The sequence below is a fragment of the Alishewanella maricola genome, from assembly GCF_016343785.1.
GTDB lineage: Bacteria > Pseudomonadota > Gammaproteobacteria > Enterobacterales > Alteromonadaceae > Alishewanella > Alishewanella maricola.
The window spans coordinates 90,225-106,292 of the sequence record NZ_JAEINI020000002.1; the positions used below are offsets into that span (position 1 = coordinate 90,225).

Annotated in this window: 8 protein-coding genes, 3 tRNA genes and 1 pseudogene; 10 read left to right on the forward strand and 2 right to left on the reverse strand. The window is 46.7% G+C overall.

What is annotated here, in order from left to right:
* Positions 1-299: 299 nt before the first annotated feature.
* The 6 genes and pseudogenes from fusA to JAO78_RS03895 form a co-directional block, all read left to right on the forward strand.
* A complete protein-coding gene (fusA, locus tag JAO78_RS03870) occupies positions 300-2,399 on the forward strand; it encodes an elongation factor G (RefSeq protein ID WP_226750040.1) in 2,100 nt (699 codons plus the stop codon).
* Positions 2,400-2,545: 146 nt separating this feature from the next.
* The gene (locus tag JAO78_RS03875; protein ID WP_226750041.1) at positions 2,546-4,006 is read left to right on the forward strand and encodes a circularly permuted type 2 ATP-grasp protein; all 1,461 of its coding nucleotides are present in this window, start codon (positions 2,546-2,548) and stop codon (positions 4,004-4,006) included.
* A gap of 3 nt (positions 4,007-4,009) precedes the next feature.
* Positions 4,010-4,981: an alpha-E domain-containing protein gene (locus tag JAO78_RS03880; protein ID WP_226750042.1), complete on the forward strand. Its 972-nt coding sequence runs from the start codon at positions 4,010-4,012 to the stop codon at positions 4,979-4,981.
* Between the two features lie 25 nt (positions 4,982-5,006).
* Positions 5,007-7,373: a circularly permuted type 2 ATP-grasp protein gene (locus JAO78_RS03885; protein WP_226750043.1), complete on the forward strand. Its 2,367-nt coding sequence runs from the start codon at positions 5,007-5,009 to the stop codon at positions 7,371-7,373.
* Positions 7,370-8,251, forward strand: coding sequence for a transglutaminase family protein (locus JAO78_RS03890; RefSeq protein WP_226750044.1), 882 nt, complete (start codon positions 7,370-7,372; stop codon positions 8,249-8,251). The genes JAO78_RS03885 and JAO78_RS03890 overlap by 4 nt, the downstream gene beginning before the upstream one ends.
* Before the next feature lie 96 nt (positions 8,252-8,347).
* Positions 8,348-9,634: pseudogene (locus JAO78_RS03895) on the forward strand (acetyl-CoA hydrolase/transferase family protein); the annotation flags it as partial.
* Between the two features lie 32 nt (positions 9,635-9,666).
* Here JAO78_RS03895 and uvrB read toward each other — a convergent pair.
* The gene (gene uvrB / locus JAO78_RS03900; protein ID WP_226750046.1) at positions 9,667-11,682 is read right to left on the reverse strand and encodes an excinuclease ABC subunit UvrB; all 2,016 of its coding nucleotides are present in this window, start codon (positions 11,680-11,682) and stop codon (positions 9,667-9,669) included.
* Between the two features lie 8 nt (positions 11,683-11,690).
* Entirely contained in the window at positions 11,691-13,028 is a 1,338-nt protein-coding gene (locus JAO78_RS03905; protein ID WP_226750047.1) for an MATE family efflux transporter, read from the reverse strand.
* A gap of 540 nt (positions 13,029-13,568) precedes the next feature.
* On the opposite strand from JAO78_RS03905, the gene JAO78_RS03910 reads away from it, so the two are divergent.
* The 4 genes from JAO78_RS03910 to JAO78_RS03925 all read left to right on the forward strand — a co-directional run bounded on the left by JAO78_RS03910 (position 13,569) and on the right by JAO78_RS03925 (position 15,946).
* Positions 13,569-13,645, forward strand: a tRNA-Asn gene (locus tag JAO78_RS03910).
* A 29-nt stretch (positions 13,646-13,674) separates the two neighbouring features.
* Positions 13,675-13,751, forward strand: a tRNA-Asn gene (locus JAO78_RS03915).
* Between the two features lie 21 nt (positions 13,752-13,772).
* Positions 13,773-13,849, forward strand: a tRNA-Asn gene (locus tag JAO78_RS03920).
* Between the two features lie 168 nt (positions 13,850-14,017).
* A complete protein-coding gene (locus tag JAO78_RS03925) occupies positions 14,018-15,946 on the forward strand; it encodes an EAL domain-containing protein (RefSeq protein WP_226750048.1) in 1,929 nt (642 codons plus the stop codon).
* The last annotated feature ends 122 nt before the right edge of the window (positions 15,947-16,068 follow it).

Consider the following 16,068-nt stretch of genomic DNA (forward strand, 5'->3'; position numbering starts at 1 on the left):
CTTTCTCTGCTCACTGGAGCATCGTGATAAATAGCTTAGTGATGGTAACCCACTGGCTGACGAGGCGATACGACTTATTGCTGCTAGCGCACACCGTTATTGAAAAATTTGACCTGAAATTTAGCGCATTATAAAAGTCAATTACCGTCATGTCTTTGCTGTTACTGAAAAAGTCTGTAACTGTCAGTTGACAGTATCAGTAAAGAAATTAGCCTGTGACAATAATTTTTTCTGCAAAACATTTAAAAATCCTGTATATTGTCGCACTATTTTCAAACCCCTAGCTTATAGAGATGACTATGTCAGCAGATTTATCCTTATACAGAAATATTGGTATCTTCGCCCACGTTGATGCCGGCAAAACCACGACTACCGAACGTATCCTGAAACTGACCGGTAAAATCCATAAGTTAGGCGAAGTTCACGAAGGTGAATCAACTACCGACTTCATGGAACAAGAGGCCGAGCGCGGTATTACTATCCAGTCAGCAGCGGTTAGCTGTTTCTGGAAAGGCTACCGTTTCAACGTTATCGATACCCCGGGACACGTTGACTTCACTGTTGAAGTATATCGTTCATTAAAAGTATTAGACGGCGGTGTTGGCGTATTCTGTGGTTCTGGTGGTGTTGAGCCGCAATCAGAAACTAACTGGCGTTATGCTAACGACGCTGAAGTATCACGTCTGATCTTCGTTAACAAGCTTGACCGTATCGGCGCTGATTTCATCCGCGTAACTGAACAAGTTAAGAAAGTGTTAGGTGCTAAGCCATTAATCATGGTGTTACCTATCGGTCGCGAAGACACCTTTAAAGGTGTAGTTGACCTGTTAACTGAAAAAGCGTACATCTGGGATGAAACGGGTTTACCAGAAAACTACACCATTACTGATATTCCAGCTGACATGGCTGATGACGTTGCGATGTATCGCGAACAGTTAATCGAAACTGCTGTTGAGCAAGACGATGACCTGTTAATGGCCTACATGGAAGGCGAACAGCCTTCATTAGAAGACATTAAGCGTTGTATCCGTAAAGGTACTCGTGATTTAGCCTTCTTCCCAACTTACTGTGGTTCTGCTTTCAAAAACAAAGGCATGCAATTATTGTTAGACGCCGTTGTTGATTACTTACCGTCACCTACTGAGGTTATCCCTCAGCCACTGACTGACGAAGAAGGTAACGAAACAGGTAATTCTGCTATCGTTTCTCCAGATGAGCCATTCCGCGCTTTAGCGTTCAAAATCATGGATGACCGTTTTGGCGCCCTGACTTTCGTGCGTATCTACTCTGGCGTATTGAACAAAGGCGACACTATCCTTAACTCATTCACGGGTAAAACCGAGCGTATCGGCCGTATGGTTGAGATGCAAGCAAACGATCGTACTGACCTGACTACTGCGCAAGCCGGTGACATCATTGCTATCGTTGGTATGAAAAACAACACGCAAACAGGCCACACGCTGTGTGATCCGAAGCACCCTTGTACCCTTGAGCCAATGGTATTCCCAGAACCAGTAATCTCTATCTCTGTTACACCAAAAGATAAAGGTTCAGTTGAGAAGATGGGTATCGCTATCGGTAAGATGGTTGCTGAAGATCCAACGTTCCGTGTTGAAACCGATGTTGATTCTGGTGAAACCATCCTGAAAGGTATGGGTGAATTACACTTAGACATCAAAGTAGACATCTTAAAGCGTACTTACGGTGTTGAATTAGTTGTAGGTCAACCACAGGTTGCTTACCGCGAAACCATTACCCGTGAAATCGAAGATAGCTACACGCACAAGAAGCAATCTGGTGGTTCAGGTCAGTACGGTAAAATCGACTACCGCATCCGTCCGGGCGAGCAAAACTCTGGCTTCAAGTTCGTTTCTACTGTTGTAGGTGGTAGCGTACCAAAAGAATTTATGCCAGCCATCGAGAAAGGCTTTGCCTCTATGATGTCTACCGGTACTTTAGCGGGCTTCCCAGTATTAGACGTAGAAGTTGAAGTATTTGACGGTGGTTTCCACGCCGTTGACTCATCAGCCATCGCGTTTGAAATCGCGGCTAAAGGTGCATTCCGTCAGTCAATCCCGAAAGCAGGCGCACAACTGCTTGAGCCAATCATGAAAGTTGACGTGTTCACGCCGGAAGATCACGTAGGTGATGTTATCGGTGACTTAAACCGTCGTCGTGGCATGATCTCTGGTCAAGAAGCGGGTGTAACAGGCGTTCGTATCAAAGCTGACGTACCATTGTCAGAAATGTTTGGTTACATCAGTACATTACGTACGATGACATCAGGTCGTGGTCAGTTCTCTATGGAGTTCTCGCACTACTCACCGTGTCCATCTAACGTAGCGGAAGCCGTCATCGCTAAAGAAAAAGAAAAGAAAGCCGCTGCTGCTAAAAACTAAGCTGTAAGCGCATAACAAGCCCCGCTGGTGAAAACCGCGGGGCTTTTTTATACTTGCGCTCGCGCTGGCATAAGCTTTGCTATGCTTCTTGTACAAACTAAAGCGATAGCCCGTTGCTATCGGCTCAGAAGTGCAAGGAGCTGTGCATGAGTCTGGAAAATTTTACCGGGGGCCGCTACCCCCTTTTAAAAAATTGTTTTGATGAATTAGTCGCTACCGATGGTAGTGCCAGACCGCCCGCCTCTGCGATTGCCCGCTTTATTGCTAAACATGGTGATTTAGAACTGTGCAAAAGACAACTACAACTAAATCAAACAATTAGCGATATGGGGGTCTGCTTTACCTTATATGCAGACGGGGCGAATATCGACCGCGCTTGGCCATTAGATGTGATCCCACGAACCATCCCAAGCTCAGAATGGCAACGCACTAGCGCCGGTTTAAAACAACGCTTAGCTGCACTTAATCTGTTTATTGATGATTTATACAACGAGCAGAAAATCCTCAAACAAGGCATTGTGCCGGCAGAATTAATACTCGACTCTAAAAACTTTCTTGCACCATGTCAGGGCGTATCACCGATCCATGGTGTCTGGGCAAACATTTGTGGCACCGATTTGGTGCGTGATGAGCATGGCCAATTTTTAGTGTTAGAAGATAACCTACGAGTACCATCAGGGGTATCTTACATGCTGGAAAACCGCACCGTGATGAAACGCGTGTTTCCCGAATTGTTCGCCGACTCTACTATTGTGCCGGTAGATGATTATCCCGCGCAATTATGGCAAATGCTGGCATCATTATCGCCACGAGGAGAACATGTCCCGCCCTGCATCGTGGTACTTACGCCCGGTATTTATAACTCAGCTTACTTTGAACACAGCTTTTTAGCACAACAAATGGGCGTAGAGTTGGCTGAAAACCATGATTTATTCGTTGAAGATGACCGTGTCTGGCTAAAAACGCTGCGTGGCAAACGCCAAGTTGATGTGATTTACCGACGAATCGATGACATTTTTATCGATCCGCAAGCCTTTAGACCCGATTCCGTGTTGGGGATCCCAGGATTGATTGCCGTTTGGCGCAAAGGCTTGGTGGCCATTGCCAATGCACCGGGGTCAGGGGTGGCCGATGATAAAGTGATTTATTCGTTCGTGCCGAAGATTATTCAGTATTATCTAGGTGAAGAGCCGCTGCTACAAAATGTCGAAACCTACTTGTGCCAAGATCCCTTGCAACGCAGCTTTGTGTTAGCCAATTTAGATAAGCTGGTGGTGAAACCCGCAAACGAGTCTGGCGGTTACGGTATTTTAATTGGCCCTCGTGCCAGCCAAAGCGAGCGCGATGAGATGGCCATGGCCATTAAAGCCAACCCACGTAATTTTATTGCCCAGCCCACACTCAACCTGTCAACGGCACCAACGCTTTGTGAGGGGATGTTAGAACCACGCCATTTAGATCTTCGCCCCTTTATTTTACAGGGTGCCGAGTTGTATTGCTCCACTGGCGGTTTAAGCCGTGTCGCACTGACCAAAGGCTCTTTGGTCGTTAATTCTTCACAAGGTGGCGGTAGTAAAGACACCTGGATCATCAATGATGAGGGCTAAGCAATGTTAGCAAGATCCGTAGAAAATATATTTTGGTTGGGCCGTTATTTAGAACGGCTCGACGATACTGCTCGTTTAGTCAATGCCACCAGCCACTTACTGATCGACAGCCATAAAGATACTGAGTTTGGCTGGCCGGTGTTACTCGAGGTGATGGGACAAGACAGTGCGAAGGTACTGGCCAGTTATGGCTTGGAGCATCAAAATCGGCAACAATTAGCGCAAATTGAACAAGCGGTGATGCAACACCTGATCAGCAATATCGACAGCCCCGTTTCTATCCGTAATGCCTGCAGTCAGTTACGTTATAACGCCCGAACGATTCGACAATTACTGCCGCGTGATATGTGGGAAGAGCTAAACAAACTCGACAGTTTCGTCCAGCGACAATGTGTGGAAACAGTCAGTCGCCAGCAGCGCTATCAATTGATGACCGAAATCAGTCGTCGTTGCCAAATGGTCATTGGCACCTTAGATAGCGTCATGTTACGCGGTGATGCTTTTGATCTTTTTACTATAGGTCGTCATTTAGAGCGTGCGGATATGGTGACGCGGATCATGGACGTGATGGTGCTGCAAACCTTACAACCCACGCAGTTAAAACGGCCACGTTTTCGTTGGATCTCCATTCTCAATGCCTTGGGCGGAGCGGAATCCTATCAATATTATATCGCCAATAATCTGGCTGGGGCGGCTGCCGATGCAATTGATTATCTGTTATGCTATGCCGATTTTCCACGCTCAGTAAGTTATTGTCTGCACCGCATCGCGGCCTCAGGCAAAGCCTTACCGAATAGCCCGGCCATCTTGCAGCAGGTACATCAATTACAGCATTTGATTACCGAGCAAGCAGTAACCGAGTTAAGTACTGTGCAGTTGCATGAACTAATTGACCAGATCCAAACCGGCATTATTGACTTGCATCAGGTTCTGCTCAATATCGCCACAGCTGGGCAGCAACCATTAATCGCCTAGCGCCATCGCGCTTGCAGGAGTAGCCGTGCCAGCAGTGAATGCACCGCCAAGCTCAACCGAACAGCTTTTGGCGTGGTTTGCTAAGTTTCCTTTAGCGCTGCGTAGCCGTTGGTATGATGATATTCAACATCAGCTACGCGAAAATGGCGCAAACTTTGATCGTTGGCAAAAACCGGGGCGCAAACTTGATTTGTATCCGTGGTTAATCAGTACGGCAGATTGGCAACAGGTGCAGGCTGGTATCGCGCAGCGCCATCAATTACTCGCCTTGATCCTGCAAGATCTGTATGGGCCGCAGCAGTTAGTACAAAGCGGGATTATTCCCGCAGAACTCTTGTTTTCCAACCCGCAGTTTCTGTTTGAAAGTGCCGGCTTAGTGCAGCAACCTGAACAATGGCTACCGCTACTGGCAACCGATTTAGGCTTTGATCATCATGGTCAGGTTTGCGCCTTTGCCGACAGCTGTAAGGCACCTGCTGGCTTAGGTTTTGCGCTAGAACATCGTTTAGCATTAAAGCAGAGTATTCCTGAGCTGCAACAACTGCGCGCTAAAGCTCATCTGTCTGGTTTTTTTCGGCAGCTGCGTTTCTTTTTACAGCAACAAGGCAATGGCATTGCGGCTATCTTAACTCATGGCGCGCGCGATGAAGCCTACTTTGAGCAAGCCTTTTTAGCCAACTATCTCGACTTAGCTTTGGTGCATGGTGCCGATCTGATGTTTAGCGAACAACGCATCTGGTTAAAAACACTCAGTGGTTTGCAACCGGTCAGTGCCTTGATGCGCTTTTTAGATGATCGTTTAACCGATCCGCTGGAACTTGACAGTGAAGGTGCTGGCGTAGCAGGGCTGTTACACAGTATTCGGCAACAGCAACTGTTTTGTGCCAACCCTCCCGGCACCGCGTTATTGGATAGCGGTATCTTGTTACCGTTTTTAACGGCTGCGGCCGATTACTTCTGGCAAAAGCCGCTGCTGCTCAATACCGTGAAAGCCTATTGGTGCAAAGAAACGCAACCCTTGCAACAGGTACTAAAAAACCCAGAGCAATTTTTACTGCATGACCTATCCGCACAGCAGCAATATGCGGCAGATAACACCTGTGCCTTATTGCAGCGCCCTGCCGATTTTATCGCGCGGCAAAAATTGTCGTTACACATGCAGCCTTGCTATGATCAGCAAAACCCAACTTGGCAATTGCCAGCAGTGCTTAGAACCTTTAGTTTGTACCAATCGAATCACCCCCCGCTGCTGCTGCCTGGCGGTTTTGCGCGTTTAGGTGAGCTGAGTCAAATTCAATTACCGGTTATTGCCCAAGATGGCTCAGAGTTAAGTAAGGATGTCTGGGTACTGGGCATGGATCAACCCACAGAATCCCTACTGCAACCGAGCTACAATTCAATGCCGTTATCACGTGAAGCGGGCTTGCTACCCAGTCGCGTCGCTGAGCATTTATTTTGGTTAGGTCGTTATAACGAGCGTTTAAACTTATTAATTCGGGCACTGCGGGTTGCGCTGCCGTTATTGCCCCCGACTCAAGCTACTCAAACTGAACAACAGCTCTATTGTTTTATCGATTTTTGTTTGTTGGCCAATGGCAGCCCACCGCGCAAAGTAAATGAGCCCATTAGTGTTGCACTGGCGCAATTGTTCTCTCCGAGTAATCCACTTAGTGTCATCGGCTTACTGAAAAATTTGATTTACAACGCGCAATCTGTGCGTGAGTACTTTAGTGAAGATACCTGGCTGTTACTCGATAAGTTACAAGCTACCGTCTATCAATGGCCACAAACGCCAGACTTACAGCAGCCCATGACCATTATTTATTTATTAGATGAGATGGTATTACTACAAACCGCGATTTATGGCCTGAATAACGAAACGATGAGTCGCACCCAAGCGTTGCGTTTTATGGATATTGGCCAGCACCTCGAGCGCGCGTTACAAACCAGTTTATTGTTGCAGCGTATTTACAGCCAAAATTTACCCTCTGCAGGCGTGATGGAAGCCTTATTACGCATGGCCGATACTTTGATGACCTATCGACGGCGCTACCGCTCAGAGCTCAACCCGATGGCGATTTTAGACTTACTGTTACTCGATACCACCACACCTCGCTCCGTCGGCTATCAAATCAGTCGATTACATCGACAAACGCGAGCCTTACCAGAATTAACCAGTGCGGATCGGCAGCATTTACCCGTGCTGACCACGGAGCTGAGCCAACTATTAGAACAAGTCAGTACCCAACAATTAGATGCTAATTATCCGTCTTGTTTAACCTTGCACGCCCAGCTTGGTCAGTTACAGTATTTGTTACGGCAACTGTCGAACGAATTATCGCTGTGTTACTTTACCCATGCGCATCGAAGCAGTCCTTGGTCCATGTCATGAACTACCAGCTCAAGCACCTTACCGAATATCAATACGAACATGCTGTAGCGAACAGTTACAACCTCGCGTGTTTAATGCCGCGGCAATTACCCTATCAACACGTCAGCCAGGCCAGTGTCCGTTTAACGCCCGATCTGGGACACATCAGCCAATATCAGGATTACTTTGGTAATACCCGACATTTAATTCATTTACAGCCCCCCCATCAACAGCTAAAGGTATGCAGTGAAGCCTTAGTTGAAGTGTTACCGCGCCACAACAGTGCTTTACTCGACAGCGGCAGCGGTGTGGACATACCACAGCTAAAGCATTATTTAAATAGCAACCTAACAGCCGCGGCCATGCAAGCTAAACTGTTTTGCCAAGCCAGTAAGCTCGCTCCATTTTTAACTGAAACCGCTGCGCTGTTACCGCCGTTACGCGCCCCTAAGCAAACCCTGTTGCAATTAGTAGAATGTTTAAACCAGTATATTTTTGAGCATTTTATCTACACACCGGGCTTTACTACCGTCGTCACCCCCCTTACCGAGGTGCTACAACATCGGCGCGGCGTTTGCCAAGATTTTGCCCAGCTAGCCATCAGCTGCCTGCGGGCAAATGGTATCCCTTGTCGCTATGTCAGTGGTTATCTCGAAACACAACCGCCACCAGGACAAGCACGATTGCAAGGCGCAGATGCTTCACATGCGTGGTTTGCGGTGTTTGATCCAGAGCTCGGCTGGATTGATTTTGATCCGACCAATAACGTATTACCGTGCCAGCAACATCTGACTTTGGCTTTTGGTCGTGATTATGCCGATGTGGTGCCATTAAAAGGCGTAGTGCAAGGCAGTGGCGCCCATCAATTACAAGTCGCAGTGGATGTGATCCCGTGCTAAGTTAATGGCCTCTTTGCTCTGCACTGGCGCATGATCACGCAACTCAGTGATGTAAACAAGCACGCGCCAGCGCAGTGAGCACTTTTCAGCAAAACGGAGTTCTCGATGCGCGTCACCACCGCCGAACAGGCCCTTAGTATTTTGCAAGATAACGACACTATTTGGTGTCAGTCGATGGCGGCAACACCCTATTATTTATTGCACGCTTTAGCCACAGTGGCGTTATCCCGGCGCAATCTTACCTTATTACAATTACATACTGAGCATAGCGAAGTATTGTGCGCACCGGAACTGAGCGGTCATTTACGTCAGCGGGCTTTTTTTGTGGGGAGCAGTACGCGCCAGGCCGTGCAATGTGGCTTAGCCGATTATGTCCCACTATTTTTATCCGAAATCCCCAAATTATTTCGAAGCGGCGAACAACCGCTTGATGCGGTATTAATCCAAGTTTCTCCGCCAGATAAACATGGCTACTGCAGTTTAGGGATCTCGGTAGAAGCAACGCGTGCCGCCCTACAAATGGCTAAACGCGTGATTGCCTGGATCAATCCGTTAATGCCCAGAACTCATGGTGACTCTTTTGTGCATCTGAGTCGATTTGACCGTTATGTTGAGTACAGCGCCCCGCTACCGCAACATTTGCCCGTGCCGCTGGATGCCATTACCCAGCAAATTGGCCAACATGTCGCCAGCTTAATCCGCGATGGCGATTGTTTACAACTGGGTATTGGCGCCATACCCGATGCCACCCTGGCCTGTTTAGGCCAACATCAGCATTTAGGTATTCATACCGAAATGTTTTCCGATGGGGTGCTACCGCTTATCCAAACGGGCGTCATCAATAATCAGCGTAAACGCAAACATCGAGGTAAAATTGTTACCACTTTTGCGATGGGCTCTCAAGCCTTGTACAACTATTTGGATGACAACCCCGAAGTGGTCTTTTTAGATGTCGAGTACACCAACGATACCGCGGTTATTCGGCAAAACCCGCAAGTGGTCGCGATTAATAGCGCTTTACAAGTCGATTTAAGCGGCCAAGTGTGTGCCGATTCGCTGGGCACCAAAATTTACTCTGGTGTGGGCGGACAAATGGATTTTGTGCGTGGCGCGAGTTTATCCGAAGGGGGACGCGCGATTATTGCCTTGCCCGCTACCGCGGCGGGCGGCACAGTATCACGCATCAGCAGTTTATTGGCACCCGGTGCGGGAGTGGTTACCACCCGCGCTCATGTTAACTATATTGTTACCGAGTACGGTATTGCTCAACTTCGCGGTAAAAGTTTAACTGAACGTGCCAAGGCGCTGATTAACATTGCGGCGCCCGCTTTTCAAGAACGGCTGGCGCAGCAAGCCTGGGATGATTGGCGCTTAAACGTGTAAGCGCCGTTAACGATTGCGACAAACATAAGGGTTTAACTTTCCGGTAATTCCAGTAAGCGTTGCTTGATTTTATGCACCTGATCACGCAGCGCTGCCGCTTGTTCAAACTCGAGATCCCGGGCATGTTGCAGCATCTTTTGTTCCAGCTGTTTAATTTCAGCCTGCATTTGATAAGGCGTTTTGCCTTTAAAGAAAGCTTTCGTTTCAGCTACTTGGCGCAATACAATATTTTTGGTTTGTGGCGATTGCCCCAGATCCATCACATCGGCTACTTTCTTCAGAATCGCCTTGGGCGAAATACCATGCTCAGCGTTAAAGGCAAGTTGTTTATCGCGCCGACGATCCGTTTCATCAATCGCTTTGCGCATAGAATTGGTAATGCGATCAGCATATAAAATCGCCCGTCCTGCTAAGTTTCGCGCCGCACGACCTATGGTTTGAATTAACGAACGCTCTGAGCGTAAAAAACCTTCTTTATCTGCATCAAGAATGGCCACTAATGACACCTCAGGAATATCCAGACCTTCTCGCAGCAAATTGATACCCACCAAAACATCGAAGATCCCTAAGCGTAAATCACGAATAATTTCCATGCGCTCGACGGTATCGATATCAGAGTGTAAATAACGCACACGAATACCATGTTCAGTTAAGTACTCGGTAAGATCTTCCGCCATCTTTTTGGTCAGGGTTGTCACCAGCACCCGCTCTTGTCGCGCAGCGCGCTGCATCGCTTCCGACATTAAATCATCAACTTGCGTTGCGACGGGGCGAATTTCAATAATCGGATCAATCAAGCCCGTTGGCCGCACCACCTGCTCAATTACTTCGCCATGAGAGTGTTCTAACTCATAAGCCGCCGGTGTGGCCGAGACATAAATGCGCTGCGGTGCGATCATTTCAAACTCTTCGAACTTCAGCGGCCGGTTATCTAAAGCAGAAGGTAAGCGAAAACCATAGTTAACCAAGTTTTCTTTCCGTGAGCGGTCGCCCTTATACATCGCGCCAATTTGCGAAATGGTGACGTGCGACTCATCAATAAACATTAAACCATCGTCTGGAAAATATTCCAGTAAGGTCGGTGGTGGTGCACCATCACCACGGCCCGATAAATAGCGCGAATAGTTTTCAATACCCGAGCAATAGCCTAATTCAATCATCATTTCGATATCAAACTGCGTGCGCTGCGCTAAACGCTGCTCTTCAACCAGTTTATTGGCACTGAGTAACTGCTGACGACGCTCAGCAAGGTCAACCTTGATTTGCTCTACGGCTTTTAGAATCGTCTCTCTGGGTGTGACATAGTGCGTTTTAGGATAGATGGTATAGCGCGTCACAATTTTTTCCACCGCTCCGGTGAGCGGGTCGAATAAACTGATACGTTCAATTTCTTCATCAAATAATTCGATACGAACAGCAATCTCTTCCGACTCTGCCGGAAACACATCAATCACATCACCGCGTACCCGATAAGTGGCACGCTCAAAGGCCAGATCATTTCGGCTGTATTGCAGTTCGGCCAAGCGCCTTAAGATAAAGCGCTGGTCAATAATATCGCCTTGCTTTAAATGCAACAGCATTTGCATATAAGACTGCGGATCGCCCAAACCATAAATGGCCGACACCGATGCGATAATCACCACATCACGACGCTCCATCAGCGCTTTGGTCGCAGACAGGCGCATTTGCTCAATATGCTCATTTATCGACGCATCTTTTTCAATAAAGGTATCCGTCGAGGGTACATAGGCTTCAGGCTGATAATAATCATAATAAGACACGAAATATTCAACGGCATTATGCGGGAAAAACGCTTTCATCTCGCCGTAAAGCTGCGCGGCGAGTGTTTTATTGTGTGCCATAATTAGCGTTGGTCGGCCCACTTGAGCAATCACATTGGCCATCGTAAAGGTTTTACCTGAGCCGGTGACACCTAATAACGTTTGATGCGCTAGGCCACTCTCTAAGCCGCTGACCAGCTTTTCGATCGCGCCAGGTTGGTCGCCAGCCGGTTGATAATCTGATACCAGTTCAAAAGCACGTGACATGGTGTTTCCTATAACAAATAGCGTTGCTGCACTCGGTTAAACCAATAATAAGCCACGGCAGCCGTAAGCAAATTAGCAAGAATGCATCCAATAAAAATGCCGACCACGCCAAACACAACGCCGCCAAGCCAAGCAAGGGGTACATAGCAAACAAACAAACGGATCACGCTAAGTACCACGGCTTTCGCCGGTAAATGCAACGCATTAAAAGAAGAATTGGTTAAAATGATGATGCCTTGTAAGCCATAAGCCAAAGGCATCAGCCAGATAAACCAACGTAAATAACTGGCGACGTCTGCATTATCCGTGAACATAGCGGCAATCGGATAAGCCAGTAGCGCTAAGATAAGATAAGTACCGGCTTGCCAAAACATCACAAAACGACAACATAACTGATAAGCCTCTTTGACACGATCAAAACGCGATGCCCCAAAGTTTTGACTAATCACCGGTGGCAGGGTCATCGATAACGCTAACACCACTAACGAAGCAATACTCTCAATCCGTGCTCCCACGCCAAAGGCCGCGACGGCTTCTGGACCATAAGAAGCCATAATCGCCGTGAGAATCGCCATCGCCACCGGCGTGAGCATGTTGGCGCCGGCAGCCGGTAGACCAATGTGCAAAATTTTACGACAGATCTGACCAAACAAACCCCAAGGTAATATCCAGGCCGTTAATAAACCGCGCTTAACACTGAGCCAATATAGAATAAACACAAAGCCAGCTAACCAAGAGATGACCGTCGCAATGGCAGCCCCACTGATCCCCATAGCAGGGATAGGGCCAATACCAAAAATCAAGATCGGATCCAAAATCGCATTAATCACACCGCTGCCGGCCATCACTAGACTGGGGATCTTTGTATCACCAGCTGCGCGTAAAATGGCATTGCCGACCATGGGTGTCACTAACAAAATCGACCCCGCCAGCCAAATCAGCATGTAGCGTTCAATATAAGCAAAGATCTCTGGCGTCGCCCCCAACAAAAAAAACAGCGGCTCTAACAAAAGATAGCCCAGCAAGGCGAGAATACTGACTAAAATCGCCGACAGCCATAAAGCCGCTAAACTGTCGGCCCGCGCCGTGTCGGTTTGCCCTGCCCCCAGAGCTTTGGCAATAATGGCTGAAGTACCAATGCTTAAACCAATCGCTAAACTGATTAAGGTAAAGGTAACCGGAAAGGTAAAACTGATTGCCGCCAGTTGCTGAGTTCCTAGTAAGCTAATAAAAAAGGTATCGACCAGGTTAAAACTCATTAGCGTCAACATCCCGCCCATCACTGGCCAAGTCAGACGTTTTAATAAGGGAGCCATGCTGGCTGTTAACAGTGGATTCGTGCTCATCAAAGATAACTGCTTCTTACGATGTCAGAAAAGTCAGTCTCTATTGTAGAGAAAAGCGCGAGTCAGCACCATGCTCGTCGTCGAATAAGCCAAATTACCGGTTTAGTGGCATGAATGACCTGAAACTCACAAAAACAGTGCACAATGGCAAGCGGATCGGACAGGCAGTAAACAAAAACTGCACTTAAAAAGCACAATCCGCTCAAAAAATCATAAGTAACTGAAATTTAACACAAAAAATTTTTATCGCAAAGCTATTGACCACGATGAAATTAAGCAATGACAAGGCTTTGCTCGATTAAGCAACCAGTCATTCACAGAGTTATCCACAGCTTCCGTGGATAACTCTGTACAAGGCTTATTGGCTAAGGTGTTGCGGTCATTGCCATCTGAATGACCCGTCATCGCTCCTCGATTCGTATTGAAAATGTGCATTTTGGCGAAACTATATGCAAGTAAACCACTTCTGTAAAAATCAGCTCTGCAAAGTGTTGACAGTCTCCTAAGGTGGCATTAGTATTGCGCCCCGTTGAATGCTGTTCCCTAGTAGCTCAGTTGGTTAGAGCGGCGGACTGTTAATCCGTAGGTCACTGGTTCGAGTCCAGTCTGGGGAGCCAACAGCAATATTTAACGAATGTATCACCCTTCCCTAGTAGCTCAGTTGGTTAGAGCGGCGGACTGTTAATCCGTAGGTCACTGGTTCGAGTCCAGTCTGGGGAGCCAAATCTCTGCATACCTTTTTGTTCCCTAGTAGCTCAGTTGGTTAGAGCGGCGGACTGTTAATCCGTAGGTCACTGGTTCGAGTCCAGTCTGGGGAGCCACAATTTTTCTGTTATACTCCTTTTACCCCCTGTGTTTTATAATCTGACATTTGCGTGTTATTTATTTATTTTTAAAGATTTTTTTGCTTTAATAGGCACAGTGAGTTGCGTGATAAAAGCCACATTTGCGCTTTTATAATGGATGCAATATTGATTGGTGGTCTAGGAATGATGAAAAACTTTCGAACGTTACTTACAGCACAGTTAGTCTCTGCGACTCTGCTAGTAATTGTCTTGCTGGTTGGTTTCCTCTATTACGGCAAAAACCAACTCATATTACAAGAAAATACAGCCAAACTTGCCATAGAGCAAACCATCGCAACCCATGTTACCGCAGATGGTAAATCATTAAGCCGTCAACTAGACCGCAGCTTTAAATTAAAAAGCCTACAAGTCAGACGTTTAGATGGCACCATTTTATATGAACAAAGCAATAATGCTTATCAAGCCAGCTTTATTAGTCAGCTTTTTGCGCTAGCCGGTAAAGTAGACGATACCGTGACCATCAAAGATGAACAACAAGACGTGCTGGTGCGTTATGAGTTAGATCACCGCGCCACCTTAAAAGGCATGCAATATTTTTTATTCGTGCTGGTTGGTAGCCCTTTCATTCTGTTTATGTTGCCAGTGCTCATTATCAAAAACAGTTTGCAACGCAAGTATCGTCGTATCTCTAGAGTGGTGAACGAGACCATCGAGGCGTTCTTATCAGACAATCAACAAACAAAAACAGAAAACAGTGAACTCCCTGCTGAGTTTTCTGAAATCAGTATTTCATTACGCAAGTTAACGCAATATACCCAGCAACAAGCTGAAAAAATGAAAGCTGATGCCCAACTTATTGCAGAAGAAGCCTATAAAGATGCAGTGACAGGTCTGCCAAACCGTAATCGCTTTGTGCAAAACTATGAAGAGCATTTTACTAATACCAGCCAAGCCAACTATGGTATTTTTGGTATTACCCGCTGTACCGAATTGCAAAGTATTAACCAAACCCGTGGCTTCCATGAGGGTGATCAATACATCAAAGAAGTGTCAGATATTCTTAAACGGGTAATCGCAACCTATCGCGATAGCAAATTATTCCGTTTAAATGGTTCTGACTTTGGTATTTTAATGCCAAAAGTGACACCTAAAGAAGCAGAAAACTTTGCCCTGCAATTACAAAGCCGCTTTAATGAGTTTCAAAAACTTTCTGAACTTGACTCGGTAGCCTACACCGGTTTAGTCAGCTATGAAAATGGCAAAGCCTTAGGTGAGTTATTGGCCAGTGCCGATACCTCTATCAGTTTAGCGCAAACTAAACAGCCGAATGCCTGGCACTTACAAAAAGAAAGCAGTGGCTTAGACAGTGCGGGTAACAGTTACGGCAATCAAAATTGGCGTAATGTGATTGACGATGTGATCGCAAATAATCGGTTAACGTTATTAGTTCAACATATCATGCCGTCTTCGCGCGCAGCTAAAGCCTATTCCGAAATTCTGGTGCGCTTTAAAACGCATGAAGAGCAAACGCTGCCTACGGCTTCTTTCTTAGCCATGGCAGAGAAACTGGACAAAATTATTGCCATTGATCGTTTAATTGTTGAAACCTCTTTGACGACGATCAAAACCAAAAGCATGCATGACCAGTATTTTGGTATAAATCTTTCGCCACGCAGTGTGCATGATGATCAATTTGTGATCTGGTTAGAACGGCGCTTGCTAAAAGATGCCAATATTGCCGCTAAATTGGTGTTTGAAGTCAGCGAATTTGGTTTACAACAAAATCTGAAAACCAGTAAACGTTTTATCGACATGCTACATCGTGCCGGTTCACGTATTACCGTTGAGAAATTTGGTGTGGGTATTACCTCATTTAAATTCTTCCGCGATTTAAAACCCGATTATGTGAAAATGGATGGCAGCTACACCCGCCATATCAATGAAGATAAAAACAATCAGTATTTTATGCGTTTAATGATCGATTTAGCACACCGCATTGGTGTGGGTGTGTTTGCTGAAAGCGTTGAAACGCAGGAAGAAAAACACATGCTGGAATCGTTGTTTATTGACGGCAACCAAGGCTATTACATCGGCAAACCTAGCCCCATGTAATACCCCATGCCGTGTGGCGGCTGCCAGCAAAGTTTTACAGTTAAGGGCTTCTGCATAGCAAAAGCCCTTACTTTTATCAGGTTGTATGCCATACAGGCTAACGGCATAATACGCACTGAGAA